Source organism: Enterococcus sp. DIV1279b (assembly GCF_050531515.1).
Lineage (GTDB): Bacteria > Bacillota > Bacilli > Lactobacillales > Enterococcaceae > Enterococcus_D > Enterococcus_D casseliflavus.
In genome coordinates this window covers 1,356,721-1,376,158 of the sequence record NZ_CP172891.1, presented here as the reverse complement: position 1 = coordinate 1,376,158, position 19,438 = coordinate 1,356,721, and the positions used below count along the sequence as shown (strand labels likewise).

The following is a 19,438-nucleotide window of genomic DNA, read 5'->3' as shown; positions in this document are numbered from 1 at the left end:
ATCCCCTTTTACATTGTTTTTGTTGCTTTGCTCATTTGTTTAGACGAGCGGTGCGATCGATAGAACGCCTTGGTCGCTTTGCTCATCGGTTGATTCGATCGTTTTGACCGTAAAGTTTTCTTGATTGGTGACCACACAGATCACGATTGGATCAAAACCAGCTGCTTTGATGGCATCCAAATCAAATTGGATCAGCGGTTGCCCTTGTTTCACTTGATCCCCCGCTTTTACGTAAGGGGTAAAGTGTTTGCCTACTAGTTGAACGGTATCCAAGCCGATATGAAAGAGCAATTCTGCGCCATTGCGGGTTTTTAACCCGATCGCATGGTTGGTTTCAAACAACATCGTGATCTCGCCATCTTCTGGTGCGATCAATTCGCCAGACGTCGGAATGATCCCGAACCCTTCTCCGATCATGCCGCTTGAAAAGACTTCATCGTTGACTTCAGATAAAGCTACCACTTGCCCATCTACTGGTTTGCTCAATACTTCGGCTTTGGGATCGGCAACAGTCGTCTTATTTTCTACCACTTTGTCTTTGAATAAGAAAAGGACAAGGACAAAAGAAACAGCAAAGGATACCCCTAACGTGACCAATGCCCACACAAGATTCATCGGGTTGGCTTCATCCACGAACATAGTGATACTTGCTAGACCAGGGCCAACTAATGCGAAGGCCTTGATGGCAAACAAACCAGCCACCGCTCCACCAACTAGGCTGGAAGCCATCACGCCGTAAAGCACTCGTTTATGCAGGATCGTCACCCCATACAAAGCAGGCTCGGTGATGCCAAAAAGGGCGGAGATGCCTGCAGAAACAGCGGTTGAACGAAGTTTTTGGTCTTTGGTCCGAACACTCACCGCAAAACAAGCACCAGCTTCTGCAATGTTATGTGCCAATGAGGCAGGCAAGTATAACAGCTCTGCCCCCATCTCACTCATGGACGAAACAGCATAGGGAATCATGGCTTTGTGCATACCAGTAACCACCATCAATGGTAAAACAGCGGCTAAAATCCCTGTTGCCACCCAACCTAAATGGGCATACAGCCAAATGATCGCTGCTGAAAAAATCGTTCCGACTTCAAAGCCTAATGGGCCTAAAATCAATAAAGCAACTGGAACCGTAATAACTAAGCTCATCATCGGAACAAAGAAGATACGGATCGGTTTTGGTGAGATTCGGGTAAATAGCTTTTCAATTTGAGCGTAAAATAAAACCGTTAAAATTGCTGGAAATACTTGTGACGCATAGGCGATATTTTGTAAACCGAAGCCCATGAACGCTGCGCCATCTGTCAATAGTGTCGTTAGTTCAGGCAAAATCAAGGCACCGACAGCGGAAACCGCCACCAATTGGTTGACCTTTAATTTATTTGCCGTGGTGATCGCCACTAAAATCGGTAAGAAATACAATGGTGCGCCACCGATCAGATTCAAAATTTGATACGTCTGGCTCGTATTGTCCATCAATCCAATGACAGAAGCAAGTAACAGTAAGGATTTCAAGACGCCCCCTCCAGCGACTGCTGGAATCAACGGTTGAAAAATCGAGATAATAAAATCAAGCAGGACCGCACCCCACGATTGTTTTTGTTTGCCTTCACTTCCTCCATCAGCTGTTAGCTCATGACCTAACACGTTCATAACCTCATCATACACTTCAACGACATCATTGCCGATGATGACTTGGCATTGAACATTTTGTCGCACCCCAATCACGCCAGCGACTTTTTCCAAGGCATCTTTTTGTACGAGGCTATTGTCTTTTAAGGTAAAGCGCAAGCGTGTGGAGCAATGTTCCAAATGTGCGATATTTTCTTTTCCGCCAATCAACTCAACGATGGCAGTTGCCGTTTCTTTTACATTCATAATTTTCTTCTCCTTTAATTAGTTTTCCTTTGTTGGCCAAACAAAGAAAAAAGCAGGCAGCACCTACAAAAACATTGAACGGAATCCAACGATCCCTTCCATGTTTTTTATAGGTCCTGCCTGCATTACCAGTCACATGCCTGTTTTATTACTTGCATAATACCATGCTTTATTTGAAAACGCAACCACCGTTTTAAAAATATTTTGCTAAGCCTTTTGCTGAAACGAGAAGTTTGCTACACTTAGTGGATAATTAGTTGTTTCGTCTTCCTTGGCTTGCACCAGAAGCAAGAAGAACATCGCTGGCTAAACGTATCACAAGAAAGGATGAATCGGATGACTTCATTGAATCACTCATTGCATGTTGCCGTCCCAACAGCATTTGATCATGCAGAAAGACTTGACACGAAAAGAACGATCGCTCATATCTTGCAACTGCAAAAGCAAGGGATCAAATCGGTTTTGGTGTGCGGCTCCACCGGTGAACAGCACTCATTGACCTTGACAGAAAAAAAACAGCTTCTACATGCCTTAGCGCAAGAAACCAGCTGGGCAGCCGATTTCGAAGTCCTCTTCGGTTTAGCTGGCATCGTATTTCATGAAACGCTCGCGTTGGCAGAAGCAGTCAGCAAAAATCCCCGAATCGATGGTGTGGTTTTAGGCTTTCCCCCTTATCTTTGCCTGACGCAAAAGGAAGCCGTGCTCTATGCTCAGGGATTGATCCATACTTGCGAAAAACCAGTTATTTTATACAACAATCCCCGCCGCACGGGCTTTGATTTATCTGAAGAAAGTATCTTGACCTTGATCGCTGACCCTCGGGTGATCGGCTTAAAAGAAGCTGGCAGGAAGGAGCGAGTGCCTCAACTAAAAACAAAGACGGCTGCCGATTTTCGCTTTTATGCTGGTGGTGAAGCGGACTTGGCGGAAAAGGTCGCACTAGGGTTTAACGGGCTGTCATCAATGGCAGGAAACCTTTGTCCCAAGGAGATCCAGGTGATTTGGCAGGGCTTATTGAAAGGTGATGCAACGATTTCTACGTCGAATGAATGGCAGAATATGGAACAAGCAGCTGCTGGCGATCCAACCAATACCATCAGTTACCTTCCGTGGCTCAAGCAGCAAATCACCATTGATGGACAGCCCTTTGGCTTTTGTCGTCAGCCGCTAGGTCTAGAAACAATTGATCGGTTTGGCACTGGCTCAATTCCCCCTCATCTAGCACATGAAAGGCAGGAGAACCAGACAAATGAAGATTGATGCACCGATTGATCCACAACTAAAGCACTATATTGAAAGCTCCATCATCCCGCAATACAACCAATTGGATAGCAGTCACTCCCCAGCGCACGTCCACCAAGTGATCCAAAATAGTTTTGAAATTGCTGAAACATTGCCCGTTGACCTGAATATCGTCTATACGGTAGCTGCCTACCATGATATCGGCTTGCTCTATGGCCGCAAAAACCACGAAAGCAATTCCCGCAAGATCGTTGAACAAGATGCTGTGTTGCCACGCTTTTTCTCTCCTCCAGTCATTTCAATGATCGGCGAAGCTGTAGAAGATCATCGCGCCTCGCTGCCCTATGAGCCTCGCTCGCTTTATGGCAAAATTATTTCCGAAGCCGATCGCGACTTAGATTTTGAGCGAATCCTCAAGCGTACCTTGCTTTTTGCTTATGAGAAAAAGCAGCTGACAGATTTAGAACAATTGCATCATGAAGCGTATCAGTACATTTCAAAGAAATACGGTCCTCAAAGTAAGCTGAAGGTTTGGTTGGATTATCGCAAAAACCAAGACGGTTTGGCGATCATCTATCAAAAATTAGCACAACCTGAAAGCTTCCGTCACTCCTTTGAAAAAATCGTGCCGTTAGTTATCGCTACAAGCAAAGAAACTGACGATTGACACTTTGATCCAGCACCAAACTTCAAATAGGAACCCTCTGATTCAGCGCCGCAGTTGTGCCTGCAATGAATCAGAGGGCTTTTACTGTTATTCTAAACGTTCTTTCTCCACTAAAATCCCCCGCCCCTTCGCTGCTCCTACGCGCCTATTCAAATCAAAGGGCAGCAAGTGGTTTTCTTCAATCAACAGACACCCCTTCTAAATAACCTTCCTTTCTTCACCGAATTTACTCTTTGTAAGCAAGATAGTTTGCTGAAAATAAAAAAAATGGTATTTTTATTTTATCAAGTGATAAAATATTAGGAGGAATCGTTATGTTTTTGGCAATCAATGAAATACGCCATTCCAAATTGCGTTACGCCCTAGTCACAGGGGTCATGTTTTTAATCGCCTATTTGGTCTTTTTTTTAACTGGGTTAGCTTATGGGTTGGCTCAAGATAATCGGATGGCGGTCGACAAATGGGAGGCAGATCAAATTTTGTTGACCGAAGAAGCAAATGATAATTTAAACATGTCGATGCTTCCTCGCAGTCTTTATGATGAAGTCGATGCACCAGAAAAAGCAGTTTTGGCGCAAACCGCTGGAGTTGTGACCAAAGAAGACAACGGTGAAAAAGTCGATGTCACCTTTTTCGGCATTGATCCAGATCAATTTTTAGCACCCAATATTACCGATGGCGAGATGTTTGCGTCAGATGATGAAGCGGTCGCCGACAGCAGTATTGAGGAAGAATACGGGATTTCCATTGGTGACACCATCAAATTAGCAGGCAGTGACAAAAAATTAAAAATCGTCGGTTTTACAGATAACGCCCGCTTCAGTGTCGCTCCGGTCCTCTACACCTCGATCGGTGCCTATCAAGAAATTCGTTTTGAAAAAGAAGATGATTCTGAAAATGCCCGTATCAACGCGATCGTGACTCGTGGCAAAATCAAAGAAGTGCCAGATGATCTGGTCGCTACGGATATCAGCAAATTTATTAATGAATTGCCTGGTTACAACGCGCAAGTGCTGACCTTTGGCTTTATGATCGGGTTCTTGATCGTGATCGCTGCCATCGTTATCGGAATTTTCATCTATGTGCTAACGATGCAAAAATCAGAAATTTTTGGTGTCATGAAAGCTCAAGGGATCTCTAGCCGCTACATTGCTTTTTCGGTGATCGCCCAAACGTTCTTATTGGCAACCTCGGGTGTTTTGATCGGTGGTTTGGCAACGATCGGTACCGCCCTCGTGTTACCTGCGGCAGTGCCATTCCAAATCAATCTATTATTCTTTGCTAGTATCAGTGTCATGATGATTCTGATCGCGATGCTAGGTGCTTTCTTCTCGGTGCGAACGATTGTAAAAATCGACCCATTGAAAGCAATCGGATAGGAGGAAAAAACATGAGTGCCATTGAATTCAAACAAGTCAAAAAATCATTTAAAGATGGGGACGCGACAATTGAAGCCTTGAAAGAAACCAACTTTTCGGTAGAAAAAGGCGAATTTGTCGCCATCATCGGTCCTTCTGGCTCTGGGAAAAGTACCTTTCTAACGATCGCCGGTGGTCTGCAAGCCCCCTCTGAAGGCGAAGTATTTATCAATGACGAACCCTTCAGTAAACAAAAAGAAAAGCAACGGGCAAAAACTCGTTTCAAAAAGATCGGCTTTATTTTACAAGCTTCCAACCTTGTCCCTTTTTTGACGGTCAAAAAGCAACTCCAATTAGTGGATAAGGTCAGCAAAGAAACCCAAGAGCAATCAGCAACTGAATTGTTTGAACAACTTGGGATCGAAAAGCTGCAGAACAAATACCCCGATGAACTTTCTGGTGGCGAAAGACAGCGTGTGGCTATTGCCCGAGCGCTCTATCATGATCCCACCATCATATTGGCAGATGAACCAACGGCGAGTCTTGATTCAAAAAAAGCCGTCGAAGTCGTCAAAATCTTAGCAAAAGAAACCAAAGAAAAACAAAAAGCCACCATTATGGTGACCCATGATACCCGTTTAACAGATTATTGTGATCGGGTTCTCGTCATGAAAGATGGCGTTTTAGAAGAAAAAGAACACACGAAAAAAGAAGCCGAATCAGATGATTCGCAGAAGGAGCAAGCATGAAAAAAATTATTGTTGTCGGTGCGGGCGTGTCAGGATTAGCTGCTGCTGTCCGTTTGCAAAAACTTGGCTATGACGTCACCCTCTACGAAAAAGAAGGTCAACCTGGGGGCAAAATGAATCAGATCAAGGAAAACGGCTTTACCTTTGATGTGGGCCCCACCATCGTGATGATGCCTGAAATTTATCGTGAAGTGTTTGAATTTGCTGGCGTTGATCCGAATGACTATATTCCTATGGAGAAAGTCGATCCGATGCTGCAGCTGTATTTTGCCCAAGACGAACCGCTGACCTTCTCAAATGACTTAGTAGAATTGACCAAAACGCTAGAAGCGATCTCAGAAGAAGATGCTCAAGGCTATTTTGCCTTTTTAGCAGATATTTACAAACGCTATGTGATCGCCAAAGAGTCCTTCATCACCAAGTCGTTTCGGACATGGCGAGATTTTTACAATCCCAAATCATTATGGGCAGGGTTAAAGCTGCGAACGTTTAGTGACGCCTACTCTTCCATTTCTAAATTTGTCAAAGATGATCGCCTGCGTAAATCATTGGCGTTTCAAACCTTGTATATCGGTGTCTCCCCTTACCAAGGGCCGTCCCTTTATACGATCATCCCTATGATCGAGTTGATGTATGGGGTCTATTTCATCAAAGGCGGCATGTATACGTTAGCCACTGGTATGGCACGTTTGTTCCAAGAATTAGGCGGTACGATCCATTACAATACGCCGATCGATGAATTATTGATCGAAAACAAGCAAACCAAAGGCGTTCGTGTCAATGGAGAAACGATCACCGCAGATGCCGTGATTTGTGCGGCTGATTTTCCTTATGCTATGGAAAGCTTGATTCCTGATGAATCAAAACGCGGCAAATACACCAATCAAAAAATCTCTTCGATGGATTATTCTTGTTCTTGTTTCTTGCTTTATTTAGGTCTGGACAAAAAATATGAGGATAGCGCACTCCACAGCATTTATTTTGCCAATGATTTCAAACGCAATGTAGATGATCTTTTCGAGGCTGGTAAGCTGCCAGAAGATCCTTCCTTCTACTTGTATCGCCCAACCCTGAAAGATGCTTCCTTAGCACCTGATGGTCAAGAAGGTCTTTATGTTTTAGTCCCAGTACCTGAATTATCTAAATTTGATCAATGGACGGATGAAACGATCCAAAGCTACCGCCAGCAGATCATTGGATTATTAAAAGAAAAAACGATCTTTACGGATATCGATGAACACATCGTGTATGAAAAAATGTATACGCCAGATACGTTCAATGATCGGTTCAATGCCTACAACGGTGCGACATTTGGCTTGAAACCGACCTTAGCCCAAAGCAATTACTATCGTCCCCATAATAAATTTGATTATGCAGAAGGCCTATACTTCTGCGGCAGCAGTACGCATCCAGGAGCGGGTGTGCCAATCGTGATGCAAAGTGCCAAGTTAGCTGTGGAGGAGTTGTTAAAAGATGACCGTTAAATCATTAAGCGTCTTTGATGAATACGACAACGATTTTTTATACTGTGAGGCCATCATAAAAAAGCATTCGAAAAATTTTCATACCGCCTTTTCTCAATTGCCAAAAGACAAAGCCCGCGCCGTCTATGCCGTCTACGCCTTTTGCCGACGTGCCGATGATGCCGTCGATGAAAAGCAAGACCCATTGTTGATCGAAGCCATGAAAAAACGCTTGGAAGAAATGCAAAAACAAGTATCAGACGATACGATCGACTTGCCGCAAGCCGTCAAGGAAGAAGATCCTGATGAAGCCATTTGGCGGGCATTGACCCTTTCTTTCCAACAGTTTGATCTGCAATTTCAACCCTTTTTCGATCTATTGGTGGGGCAAAAACAAGACCTTGACTTCCAGCAGCCCACCTCTGAAAAAGAGCTTTCTGACTATAGTTACTACGTAGCTGGCAGTGTAGGTCTGATGCTCTTGCCGATTCTCTCGCAAGCAGCCGCTGCGATTCAAGAGCCTGCCATCAAATTGGGTGAAGCGATGCAGCGCACCAATATTTTACGTGATATTGGCGAGGATCTGCGGATGGGCCGCATCTATTTGCCGCAAACGGTCTTGGCGCAATACAACCTTTCGCGAGAGGCTTTAGCAGCTGGCAATCAAAACCCGCAGTTTATCGAGATGTGGGAACACGAGGCGCAACTGGCAGAGACGCTTTATCAAGAATCTTTTGTCATGATGCCGCAAATCGATGAAGATTGCCGTGAAGCTCTATTAGCAGCTGCTTTGATCTATCGGGAAATCTTGACTGTGATTCGCAAAAACAACTATCAAGTATTTGCTGAAAAAACAGCGGTACCGAAACAACGGAAAATCCAACTTTTGTTTACCGCGAAAAAAATGCTTCGTCAGGAACGTTGGGAGGGCTGACTTTGAACTTGCGAGAAAAAATATTACGAGTGGCAGAGAACCTGTTTATGCAGCAGGGGTATCAAGCAACTTCTACTAGACAGATCGCAGAAGCCGTCGGCATCACCCAACCCAATCTTTATTATCACTTCAAAGGCAAAGAAGCCATCTATTATGAAGTGATGGTCTCTTTGGCACAAGAGGTTTCTGGAAAGCTAAATCAGACCGTTGAAGATACTTCCTTGACGATCTCTGAAAAAATCTTGAACATGTTTCTTTTTTTAAGAAGTCGGCATCGGATCAATTTTTATATGATGATGCACGACATTCAGCATACCGTTTCTGAGGACACTTCTAAAAAACTGTACTTGCTTTGGCGGAAAAATTACAAAGAACCGTTTCTTGACTTGTTTCGTCGCAGTGATTCCAATCTCCGTTCGGATGTCGACCCGGAATTTGTCACCAGTCAATTGTTAGTACTGATGGCGGCTCATTTGGACTCACCAGAAAAAGAAGACAAGATGCCAGAAGCGATCGATTTGTTTTTATTCGGTGCACTAGGCAATGGGCCAATTGCGAAATAGCTGGAACGTTGGCTTTTGTCCCGAGAATAATCATTCGACGAATTTCTGACAATCGCGTACACTGATCCAGTAAACAGAAACTTAAAAGGATGGATGTACATGTCAAAAAATCGAATCGAAGCCTTTACCGATGCGGTCATTGCGATCGTAATGACCTTATTAGTATTGGAATTGCACCAGCCCGAAGGCGATACCTTTGCTTCTTTTTTAGGAGTGGAACAGCAATTTATTATTTATTTGATCAGCTTTGTGATGTTAGCGATCTACTGGAACAATCACCATCATCTATTTCAAGTAGTGTCTAAAATCGACGGTTGGACCTTGTGGGCGAATCATTTGTTGATCCTGGCACTGACCCTCTTTCCTTTTGTAACGTCATGGGTCAGTCGTTATCCAGTCGCTCTTGCCCCACAGCTGCTATACGGGGCTGTCATTTTATTGACGGATTTCAGCTATTTCCTAGTTGGAAAATCCTTGGTTCGTGCCAATCCTGACAATCAAGCCATCGTGGAACTGTTTCGCGGATACAAGAAACTCTACTTTACGTTGTTTATCAACGTGCTGGCATTGCTCCTCGGCTGGCTGATCCATCCCCTATTTATCATCACACTGGATAGTCTTGTACTATTGTTGTGGGTGATCCCTGAGAAAAAAGTAGAAACCTTTTTAAAACAATAAAAACACTTGCGTCCTTCTCCTAAAAGCGGTGAATGATTGCGCACAAGCAGCCGATTGGTCTACTTTTGCGCAGTCATCCATCAAGAGAAGGACGCAAGTGTTTTTTCTAACGAATCAAGTCTTTCCCTGGTGCCTGTAAGACTTGTTCAACTTGTTCTTTGGTGGTTAAGGGGACATCTCCCAGCATCGTATGAGCCAAAACTGCATTCGTGATAGCAAAATCAGCGGTGCGTTGGAGCGACCATTTTTCGGCATAGCCTAATAATACGCCAGCAGCATAGGCATCCCCTGCCCCGATCCGATCCAACACTTGCAGCAGCTGCGGTGCCGTTTCATAGGTATCTTGTGCCGTAATGATCCTTCCGCTGATAAACTGCTTGTCTTCCACGGCTAGACGCCGTGTCCCGCAGAACCATTCTAGTTGATACTGGTCAATAAAGGATTGGATCAATGCAAGCTCGGCGCCTTCTGTTTCCTCTAAGGGATAAGCCAATAGCTCCTCCAAGTCACGGACAGACCCGAAAACTAGGTCACAATAGGGTAGGATCGTTTCATACCGTTGTTTCAGTACCTCCCGATTTAATTCTTCATTCAAGCTTGGACGGAAGTTGAAATCAAAGCAGACGCGAATCTGCTTGGCATGGGCCTGTTTCGCCAAAGCCAAAGCTGTTTGCCAGGTTTTCTCAGTCAAACTAAGAGAGATCCCGCAAATATGAATGAGATCGATCGTTTCTAAAAAACCATCGATAGCATATTCTTCTGGACCTGAAACGCCAAAGGAACTATGATGTCGATTTTGATACGTCACATAGGTCGGACGAGCGCCGTAGCCGATCTCGGCGAAATAACTGCCGATATGACTATATTTTTTGCCAACAAATGCCGTTTGAATCCCATAGGAACGCAAGCTGGCTTTTGCCGTATCTCCTAATCGGTTGGCTGGCACCTGCGTCAGCATCGACGTCGTCAAGCCGAAATGCGCCAAATTGCCTAACAGATTGACCCCTGTTCCCGTAAAATCCATTCGCAAAGAGTGGGTCTGTTCCAACGTTCGATATTCTGGTGGCGTCAACCGCATCATTACCTCACCGTAAGCACCGATCCGCATCATTGATCCCCCCTATTTGGCTGCTGCCAACACCTTTTTCGTCATTTCTGCTAATGTCTGTACATCTCCAGGGCGTGTGTCCCCTGTTTCGCCATCGATGATCGAGCTGTAAATATGTGGAATGATTTTTTTCACGCCTGCATCAACAGCGATCTGCAAGATTTCTTCAAAGTTTTCTAAATCGATACCGCCGGTCGGTTCCAAATAAAAATCATTCGCGGCACAAGCCTCGGCTACCGCTTGATATTCTGCTTTATGAGCCAACCCTTTCATTGGAAAATACTTGATAGAACTAGCGCCCATGTCTTTTAATAAAGCGATCGCTGTTTCAACTGGGACTTCTGCAGATGGAGTTTGTGAACTCAATGGACCAGTCGCAATATTGACATAGCCGACTTTTCCCGTTGGTGAAACCAGGGCATTGACGATCGTTTCAGATTGTCCTAGCAAAGCTCGTGAGGTCCCCGCTCCCGTGAACACTTGGTTAACATGCTGTGGTTGAAGAACAGCGGAAATTCGGGAGACCATTTCACTTTGATTGGGGTCGCCAGCACCAAGCCCTACAGAAAGGGCATTATTTGTTGCCACTTGATAGTTCTTCATGTCAGCGATAGCCGCCTCGTCACTATCATAGTTTTTTGATAAAACACCTAGGACGATGTTGCCCTCTGCTGCTTCGTAACAAGCTTTCGCATTGTCGATGGAGTTTGCTAACACATTTAGACAGACACGGTCAGCGAAATAATTGGGTGAAGTTTTCATTTTTGGGTTGCTCCTAACATAATTTCTTGTAAGCGATCAGTGATCACTGCCATTTCTTGTTCATTGACTGCTCGAATATCAAATTCAATAATGCCGTTATTGGCTTGGTACTCACGGGTATAAATCGCTGGTTCTCCTGCTTTTAGCGCGTCGATCACTGCTTTGGCACTTGGTTCTTTCACTTTAACACTCGCCCGATAAATGTCTCTGCCAGCGCTGTCTTGAACGATTTTTGCTTCGAAACCAGTGATTTCATTGATTGCCGCAATAAATGGTTGCAGACGCTCTTGCATCGAAGCGCCAGATTCTGTTCCCTCCGCTAGATAATCCGTCACGGCTTGGGTAAATCCGAGAATATTGTCTTTACCGATTTTCATTGCTCGACCTATCCCTTTGGATTGCAGGCGCACCCAAGAGACATAGGGCTGCTTGCCGATCACTAAGCCAGCACTCGGTCCTGAAAATGCTTTGGCACCTGAATAGATCACTAAATCAGCACCAGCTTGGGTATAGGCAAACAAATCTTCCTCAGCAGCCGCATCAACGATCAATGGAAGATCGTGTGCCTTGGCAACTTGGGCCGTTTCTGCTACCGTCAGCATACTTTTTTGAACGGTGTGATGACTCTTTATGTAGAGGATTGCTGCCGTTTCGGGTGTGATCATCTGTTCAATGTGCTCGGGTGTACACATATTGGCATAGCCTGCTTCCACTACCTTCCCACCACCTTGTGTCACCATCACTTCCACTGGTGTGCCATAATCTACGTTGTGGCCTTTGGGCAAAATGATCTCCCGCTTACTGATTTTCTCACTATATGGATGATACAAATGATAGCTGTCGCCTTGACCGATGAGTGCCGCCACTGATTGGGCGATCCCCGCTGAAGCGGAAGAAACGATCTGTGCATCTTCCGTTTTCAACAATTCTGCTAAATAGGCTCCGGTTTTTTCTGCTAGATCTGCCATTTCAAAGAAATGCTCCCCGCCGTAGCGCTGGGCTGCAAGCACACTTTCGCTGACTTTCGAGACACCTAGAATCGTCATTTTGCCAGAAGCATTGATGACTTCTTTCAAGCCTAATTCTTCAATATTCAGTGTCAAAAAGTTCCCCTCCTATCACCGCTTTTTGCGGCACGATCTGTTGTGTCGTGATTCGGCGATTGCCGTTAGAATCCGTCAATTCCTTTTCGCCCGCTTCAAAGCGGAAAATCGTAAAATCAGCATCATATCCCAATGCGATCTCGCCTTTGTTCTGTAAATGAAATTGCTTCGCAGGGGCACTGGTCACCTTCTCGATGATCTCACGCCAATCATACCCTACGACCGCTAATTTTTCCATAGTCGTCGCTAAATCAAAGACTGGTCCATTGGTACGATTGCGAATGTAGATATCTGTACTAATGGAAGAAGCCTTCAGCTGATTGGCAAAGGCTGTCTCCGCCACGTCAAAATTGAAACTGTCTGTCCCATGACCAATATCGAAGACCAAGCCTTTTTCATAGGCAGCAAAGACGAAAGGCTTGATGGTTTGGTTTGTCTGATCCAAAATCCCATTGGCTTTGCCGTTAAAGCAATGGGTCACCACATCGCCTGTTTCCAATTCAGCGAGAATCTCTGCTAAATTCGGTGGTGCTGAACCAATATGGACCATCAAAGGCAGCGGTTGATTTTCAGCTTGGATCGTTTTCGCTAATTTCAACGGCGTGATGCCATTTTCGCCGATCACCGTTTTGCTCATTCGGGCTTTGATCCCGACGATAAAGTCAGGAAACTTCTGCAGTGCTTCTTTGACCAATTCTTTTTTGACTTTTGACAGATCCGCAAGTTCATCCTGCTCTACGATCCCCCATTTGGAAATGTTGACTAAAGCAAAGACATTGGTTTTGGCTTCTTTGGCTAAATCATAAAACCGATGGATATTTTCAGCGCCCGTCGTCCCCGCATCGATAACGGTCGTGACGCCTTGTTTGACACCGATCTCGTCTGGATAATCATAATAGAGCGTCATTTCCTCGAAACAATGGACATGGTCATCGATCCAACCAGCTGACAAGAACTCCCCTTCTGCTAAGGTCAGCTCTTGTTTCGCCTGCTCCTGCAATGTGGGTGCCAGAGCAGTGATTTTGCCGTCTTGAATCCCAATATCAAATACTTCTTCATCGATCGTGCGGGCTTGACGAATAATCAAATCAAACATTTCGTTACACCTTCCTCTCTGTGAAAGTGAATTTCGACCAAGGATGGATAAAGGGCAGCAGAACTAACTCTTGTTCGACGATCGAACCGATTTTATTTTTTCGTGGATCTGAGTGAGGCTCTAGCACGACTTGCAGCTCGTTTTTGTACTTGCCAAAACGATCGTTGCCGATCACAACGTCCCCTCGTTGAAAGACGCCTTCGTGGTCATGGACAGGATTGTCATGGTTCTTATACTTTTTACGAACTTCTGTGGAACGGATCATCCGATCGGTGATGTCGCCTCGACGGTAATGCTGCTCGTCCAGGGCGATTTGGCGTTCAACTTCATTGATTTCAGGCACAAATTCAATAGCAAATGCAGTCTGGTAGCGATCAATCGCTCCTAGCGCTGCCAATTCTGCTTCAGAAGCATAAGCATTTCCGATAATGACATCGTCGATCAAGCCTGTGGCAAACAAATGCTTTGCGGCTGTTTCTACAGGCATTTTCCGGTGCATTTCTAAGGTCGGTAAGCCATCATTGATATCCCAAGGTCCGATCGTTCCCGTTTGAGAAGAGATAAATGCGGCGGTTCGAATGCCTTTTTCCTTGAAACGACGACTGCATTTTTCAAAGAAATCATAGGGCAAGGCAGTCCCTTCTTGCGGATAGAAATTGTGGCAGCCATATAAGTAAGGAATGTTGGCTTGATAGGTCAAAATATTGTCTAAATACGCCACATCATTGCTCATATTCAATTCAACAGCTAAGCCAAAGGGATTGTAGGTCAACATCGCTTCTTTATTGCCGTCAAAGCCTAAATCTAAACGAATCCCATCGGCACCTAGTTCATGGAAAAAGGTCAAGTCATCATAGGAGATGCCTAGTTCCGAAAAGATGGCTGGTGCCACGTCTAAAATCGTTTCATAGCCTAATCCTTTGGCAAAATCAATCAACGCTTTAAACTTTTTCTGCACATTTTCTTTGCCGTCACTCACTTCCAGCATACTCATAAAAATGCGGCTAAAGCCATAATCATGGGCTAATTGCAGATAGGCTTTGTCTGTTTCAAAATCACTGTGATCGGGATACACCGATACTCCTAGTTGTCTTTTCAACTTATCTCATCCTCATTTCTTCATAAAAAGCAGTAAAACGTGTCAGTAAAAGCGAACTGCAAACAATCGTCGCCGTTATCGTCAAAAATGGTCCCCACGGAAACTGACGGCTCAGTAGGATCGCTGCAGCAACGCCAAGAATCCCGAACAAAAGCATCCGCCAAAACGGCACTTCTTGAATTTTTTTCCCTTGTGCTGATTTTGTTAACCAAATTTGACAACCAAAAAATAAACAAATGGCATAAATCCCCATGTTTGCACCTCACTCTTTTTTGTCTTGCTTAAGCGGCTGTTTCTTCTTCTTGTTCGCGGGCAATCTGCTGTTTCTCAAAGACTTTAAAGAATGGGTAGTAGATTGCGAGTGTGATAAAGAAGTTGACGATCACTAAAATCGCTGCTGCGATACTCCAGTCCGTACTCATCCAGGCGGCGATTGGTGCTGGAATGGCAAACCCAAGTCTGGCAGCCATCATCGGTACGACACCCGTAATAGTCGCGAAGTAAGAAATCGTTGTCGTAATCAATGGTGCCACCAAGAACGGAATGCCTAAGATCGGGTTCATTACGATCGGTGCACCGAAAATCACTGGTTCATTGATATTGAATAAGCCTGGCAAGATGGACAAACGGCCCAATTGTTTCAAGTATTTTGATTTGGAGAAGAAGAACAAAACGACCAACGCTAAGGTCGTACCGGCTCCACCGATCCAGACGAACCATTGTAAAAATTGTTCCGTAAAAATATTAGGCAATTCATGCGCATTGCCAGATGCTTGGAACGCTTCCATATTTTCAGCGATGGAAATATCCCAGAATGGACGAATGACAGGACCCATGATGGCTGGTCCATGAATCCCCAGTACCCAGAAGAAACAGATCAAGAAGACAGTCAATAAGCCACCAAACAAGCTGTTACCAGCTAGTACGTCTTTTAACGGCATCAACAAGTTACTTAAAAAGCCATTGATATCAAAGCCTAACATATGACGGATCACCCAGAACAAAATCAGGATCGCTCCTCCAGGAATCAACGCCATAAATGAATTCGTTACTTCTGGTGGCACACCATCTGGCATTTTGATGGTAATGTTTTTTACGATAAAGAAACGATAGATTTCAACGGACAAGATCGCCGTGACGATCGCGCCAAACAAAGAGCCTGAGCCTAAGTTTGCCACATTGATATAGCGTCCCGCATCAATGATGCCTTCCACAGAATCAAAGACGCGCAACGGTGGTGCAGCGGTTACAAGAAAGGACATCGTTGCTAAGATACCCGCAGTCAATGAATCCAGCTTGTAGCTTTTTGCTAGCGATGAAGCAATCCCATATGTTGCATACAATGCCAATAATCCGACTGTATAACGAAAGGGAATATCCAAAACTTCCCGATACGGTTCGATCACCGCAGCGACTGATTCGATGGGAAAATTCAGTAAGATCGTGAAGAAAGACCCAACGATCGTTAATGGTAACGTAGCGATGATCCCCTTACGAATCGCTACCATGTGCCGTTGCATCCCCACTTTATTTGCAATCGGCATCAACTTCTGTTCAATAAATTCTACAAACCCTTTCATAATTGCCTCCTTAGTTTATAACATTATAATGTTTATACAAGGATAATAGCACAGAGGATCTGGGTTCGTAAATAGTTTTTTAAACAGTAGATAGAATAATCTTTTCGCAATAACATTTCCTACAGTAACCATCAAGCGTCCTATCGTTGTCCTTTCGGTCGATACTGATACATAAAACGATTTTGGATGACGGTACAATTGATAATAAGTAACAAAATGAAAACTGGTGCCAAAGGAGTGCGGATCAACAAGAAAAACAAACTGAGTAAGAAAAGTAAGGAAACAAGTAATAGTTTCCAAAAAGCCAGCGTGATTTTGGCATTATTTTTTTCTAAAAGAAGATGGGTCAGAAAAATCAAAAGCAAACAACTCACTACTAGAACCATTCTACTCACCTTCTTTAGCTGTTTCTAGCTCTTGCGCCACTTGAAGTTTCTCAAATGCTTTAAAGAATGGATAGTAAATCGCTAATGAAACGAAGAAACAGACGAAGACCATCAAACAAGCAACCCAATTCCAATTTGAGGTAATCAATGCGCCAAGAGGTGCGGGAATCGAAAATGGTGGTTTGACCATCATCTTAGGCATCCAATCTAAAGCGGTAACGATATAGACTAAGATAGTATTAGCGATTGGCACAAGAATAAACGGAATTGCCAACAGTGGATTCATCACAATTGGCGTCCCAAAGATCATCGGTTCATTAATATTAAAAATCCCTGGTAAAATGGAAAGACGACCCAATTGTTTTAAATAGTTTGAACGAGAGAACATAAACAAAACAACCAATGCAAGCGTTGATCCAGTACCACCCATTTGCGCATACCATTGATAAAATTGTTCGGTAAAAAGATTTGGTAGATCAAAGGCAGACATACCGTTTTGGAATAATTCCGCATTTTCTAAAATTGCTTGATCCCAAAATGGACGAATGATGGGTCCTAAAACGGCATGGCCATGAATACCCAATACCCAGAAAACGCAGATAACAAATTGTGTGATGATTCCGCCAACCAAATTATTGCCTGTTAAGAAACCTTTTAAAGGAGAGATGGCGATCGTCAGTAATCCATTTAAATCGAAGCCGAAAAAGTGGCGCGGAATCCAAAAGACTAAGATAACCAGCAAGGTTGGTAGGAGTGCCGCAAAGGATTCGCCTACAACAGGCGGTACGCCTTCTGGCATCTTGATTTCCAAATTTTTTGCTTTTGTAAAATGATAAATCTCTACTGAAACTAGCGCCGCAATGATCGCACCGAATAATCCTTGTGATCCAAGTGAAGCGATGGGTAAATACCTTCCTGCAAGTACGGCATCTCCTGTCGTGCTGATGCCTTCCGCCAAATTGATCGGAACGACCATTAAAATCGTCGCTAACATGGATAAAAACCCACTTGTTATTCGATCGAGTTTGTAACTGGCACCTAAGTTGGAGCCAATCGTAAATGAGGCATAAAGAGACATTAACCCCACCGTAAATCGAAAAGGAATGTCAAGTGCCGGTAAATAAGGAGCGACCCATTCGGTATAGCCAGGAATCGGCAAATTTAAAATAATGGTGAAAAAAGAGCCAACGATCGTGAGCGGCAAAATAGAAATCAACCCATTTCGAATTGCCTGCAAGTGCCGCTGCTGTCCAATAGCATTGGCAACCGGTAATAACTTCATTGCAACCGAGTCTAAAACTTTCATTATAAAACCCTCCTAAAATTCGTTTGAAAAACCATTTTTTTGAATCACTTCTTTAAACCATAGACCAGACTTTTTCATCGTTTTTTCTCCCGTTTCTAAATCCAGACGATAAAAGCCATAGCGGTTTTTGAACGCATTCTGCCAACTCCAACAGTCCACAAATGTCCACATGTGATACCCCAGACAGTTACTCCCCTCCATCATTGCTTGATGAAGCTCAATTAAATGCTCTTTTAAAAAAGCAATTCGGTAGTTGTCTTGCACTTGCCCCCCTTCGATAAATGTTTCTTCTCCCTGGATTCCGATGCCATTTTCTGAAACAAACCAATCAATATTCCCATATTCTAACTGGATTTTTTTAGCGATATCATACAAGCCATGAGGATAAATCTCAATCCCCCTTGAAGTATTCATTCTTCTGCCAGGCATCTCGTAATCATCGTAAAACCATTCTGGTGAGAAAACTCCCTCGGGATTAGGCAAAGATTCTTTGGCTTTCACTCGCCGTGGACGGTAATAATTGATTCCTAACAGATCAATCGTTGTTTCAGCAATCAAGGCAAGATCTTGTTCTTCCACTCGTGGCATTTGGTTGTAGCGCGTTAAAATAGCCTTTAACTCCTGCGGGTAACGACCTTTTAAAATCGCTTCATTAAGCGAGCGAGTATAGAAGAGGTCTGCCATTTCCGCTGCTTTTAAGTCGGCAGGATGCTGGCTTCTTGGGTAAACTGGAATCACATCCATAATGATACCGATTTTTCCTTGATATGTTCCTTGTCGAAAGACCTTAACTGCCTCACAGTGAGCAAGGATGATATGGTGAAGTACTTGCGCCGCTCGTTTAAAATCAACTACATAAGGATAGTGTCGGTCATGCAAATAGCCGGCTTCTGCTGGAATCATCGGCTCATTAAAGGTAAACCAGTAAGCAACTTTCTCATGAAATAGATCAAAACAAATTTTTGCATACGCCCGATACGCTTCGATGACCTCACGATTTTCAAATCCGCCGATTTCTTGTAATTTCATTGGCATGTCAAAGTGATAAAGATTGATAAACGGTTTGATGCCTCTTTGATTTAACCCATCAAGCATTCTGGTATAAAAGTCAACAGCTTCTGGATTAACTTCCCCTGTACCTTCGGGAATAAGACGTGACCAAGAGATCGAAGTCCGAAAAGAATTAAAAGAAAGTGCCGCCATTCGATCCAAATCCGCTTCCATTTCCTGATAAAACCTTGATGTATGTTCTGTTGTAACTCCTTCAAAAAACCGATGGTTATAGTTTTTTGATGCATAATCCCAAATGTTTTCTCCTTTATTGTCTCCAGCAATCGTTCCTTCTGATTGTGTCGCACTTGTTGCTGCACCCCAGAAAAAGTCCTTCGAAAAATTATACGCCATGTCGCCCTCCTACAATTCCTTTTTTACTAAGCGAAGCATCCGCTTACATTATTGAACAACGAAAGTAT

19 protein-coding genes are annotated in these 19,438 nt (G+C 43.9%); 8 read left to right on the top strand and 11 right to left on the bottom strand.

The window, feature by feature from the left end; all coding sequences use genetic code 11:
* Positions 1 to 39: 39 nt before the first annotated feature.
* On the bottom strand, positions 40 to 1,872 hold the full coding sequence (locus IGI71_RS06360) for a beta-glucoside-specific PTS transporter subunit IIABC (RefSeq protein WP_430616271.1): 1,833 nt from the start codon (positions 1,870 to 1,872) through the stop codon (positions 40 to 42).
* A 336-nt stretch (positions 1,873 to 2,208) separates the two neighbouring features.
* Here IGI71_RS06360 and IGI71_RS06355 point away from each other — a divergent pair, with 336 nt between their 5' ends.
* From IGI71_RS06355 to IGI71_RS06320, 8 genes are all read left to right on the top strand, one after another.
* Positions 2,209 to 3,132, top strand: a complete 924-nt coding sequence (locus IGI71_RS06355) for a dihydrodipicolinate synthase family protein (protein ID WP_010747955.1) — start codon at positions 2,209 to 2,211, stop codon at positions 3,130 to 3,132.
* Positions 3,122 to 3,781, top strand: coding sequence for an HD domain-containing protein (locus IGI71_RS06350; RefSeq protein WP_010747954.1), 660 nt, complete (start codon positions 3,122 to 3,124; stop codon positions 3,779 to 3,781). The genes IGI71_RS06355 and IGI71_RS06350 overlap by 11 nt, the downstream gene beginning before the upstream one ends.
* Positions 3,782 to 4,095: 314 nt before the next feature.
* The gene (locus IGI71_RS06345) at positions 4,096 to 5,160 is read left to right on the top strand and encodes an ABC transporter permease (protein WP_005235249.1); all 1,065 of its coding nucleotides are present in this window, start codon (positions 4,096 to 4,098) and stop codon (positions 5,158 to 5,160) included.
* 11 nt (positions 5,161 to 5,171) lie between these two features.
* Positions 5,172 to 5,888, top strand: coding sequence for an ABC transporter ATP-binding protein (locus IGI71_RS06340; protein ID WP_005225713.1), 717 nt, complete (start codon positions 5,172 to 5,174; stop codon positions 5,886 to 5,888).
* Positions 5,885 to 7,372: a phytoene desaturase family protein gene (locus IGI71_RS06335; RefSeq protein ID WP_010747952.1), complete on the top strand. Its 1,488-nt coding sequence runs from the start codon at positions 5,885 to 5,887 to the stop codon at positions 7,370 to 7,372. Before IGI71_RS06340 ends, IGI71_RS06335 begins: the two co-directional genes overlap by 4 nt.
* Positions 7,362 to 8,285, top strand: coding sequence for a phytoene/squalene synthase family protein (locus IGI71_RS06330; protein ID WP_010747951.1), 924 nt, complete (start codon positions 7,362 to 7,364; stop codon positions 8,283 to 8,285). The genes IGI71_RS06335 and IGI71_RS06330 overlap by 11 nt, the downstream gene beginning before the upstream one ends.
* Before the next feature lie 2 nt (positions 8,286 to 8,287).
* Entirely contained in the window at positions 8,288 to 8,848 is a 561-nt protein-coding gene (locus IGI71_RS06325; RefSeq protein ID WP_010747950.1) for a TetR/AcrR family transcriptional regulator, read from the top strand.
* Positions 8,849 to 8,947: 99 nt separating this feature from the next.
* The gene (locus tag IGI71_RS06320; protein ID WP_010747949.1) at positions 8,948 to 9,526 is read left to right on the top strand and encodes a TMEM175 family protein; all 579 of its coding nucleotides are present in this window, start codon (positions 8,948 to 8,950) and stop codon (positions 9,524 to 9,526) included.
* A gap of 106 nt (positions 9,527 to 9,632) precedes the next feature.
* Here the strand turns inward: IGI71_RS06320 and IGI71_RS06315 are convergent, their stop codons facing one another.
* The 10 genes from IGI71_RS06315 to IGI71_RS06270 form a co-directional block, all read right to left on the bottom strand.
* Positions 9,633 to 10,637, bottom strand: coding sequence for a sugar kinase (locus IGI71_RS06315; RefSeq protein ID WP_010747948.1), 1,005 nt, complete (start codon positions 10,635 to 10,637; stop codon positions 9,633 to 9,635).
* A 9-nt stretch (positions 10,638 to 10,646) separates the two neighbouring features.
* A complete protein-coding gene (gene dagF, locus IGI71_RS06310) occupies positions 10,647 to 11,396 on the bottom strand; it encodes a 2-dehydro-3-deoxy-phosphogluconate aldolase (RefSeq protein ID WP_010747947.1) in 750 nt (249 codons plus the stop codon).
* Positions 11,393 to 12,499, bottom strand: coding sequence for a DgaE family pyridoxal phosphate-dependent ammonia lyase (locus IGI71_RS06305; RefSeq protein WP_010747946.1), 1,107 nt, complete (start codon positions 12,497 to 12,499; stop codon positions 11,393 to 11,395). Before IGI71_RS06305 ends, dagF begins: the two co-directional genes overlap by 4 nt.
* Positions 12,483 to 13,595 (bottom strand): amidohydrolase/deacetylase family metallohydrolase, encoded by a 1,113-nt coding sequence (locus IGI71_RS06300; protein WP_010747945.1) that lies wholly within the window; start codon positions 13,593 to 13,595, stop codon positions 12,483 to 12,485. The genes IGI71_RS06305 and IGI71_RS06300 overlap by 17 nt, the downstream gene beginning before the upstream one ends.
* A 4-nt stretch (positions 13,596 to 13,599) precedes the next feature.
* A complete protein-coding gene (locus IGI71_RS06295) occupies positions 13,600 to 14,694 on the bottom strand; it encodes a DUF871 domain-containing protein (protein ID WP_034695473.1) in 1,095 nt (364 codons plus the stop codon).
* Between the two features lies 1 nt (position 14,695).
* Positions 14,696 to 14,947: a hypothetical protein gene (locus tag IGI71_RS06290; RefSeq protein ID WP_005225703.1), complete on the bottom strand. Its 252-nt coding sequence runs from the start codon at positions 14,945 to 14,947 to the stop codon at positions 14,696 to 14,698.
* A gap of 28 nt (positions 14,948 to 14,975) precedes the next feature.
* Positions 14,976 to 16,274 (bottom strand): PTS sugar transporter subunit IIC, encoded by a 1,299-nt coding sequence (locus tag IGI71_RS06285; RefSeq protein ID WP_005225702.1) that lies wholly within the window; start codon positions 16,272 to 16,274, stop codon positions 14,976 to 14,978.
* A 140-nt stretch (positions 16,275 to 16,414) separates the two neighbouring features.
* Positions 16,415 to 16,660 (bottom strand): hypothetical protein, encoded by a 246-nt coding sequence (locus tag IGI71_RS06280; protein ID WP_010747943.1) that lies wholly within the window; start codon positions 16,658 to 16,660, stop codon positions 16,415 to 16,417.
* A gap of 1 nt (position 16,661) precedes the next feature.
* On the bottom strand, positions 16,662 to 17,966 hold the full coding sequence (locus IGI71_RS06275; protein ID WP_121261710.1) for a PTS sugar transporter subunit IIC: 1,305 nt from the start codon (positions 17,964 to 17,966) through the stop codon (positions 16,662 to 16,664).
* 12 nt (positions 17,967 to 17,978) lie between these two features.
* On the bottom strand, positions 17,979 to 19,370 hold the full coding sequence (locus IGI71_RS06270) for a glycoside hydrolase family 1 protein (RefSeq protein ID WP_010747941.1): 1,392 nt from the start codon (positions 19,368 to 19,370) through the stop codon (positions 17,979 to 17,981).
* Between the last annotated feature and the right edge of the window lie 68 nt (positions 19,371 to 19,438).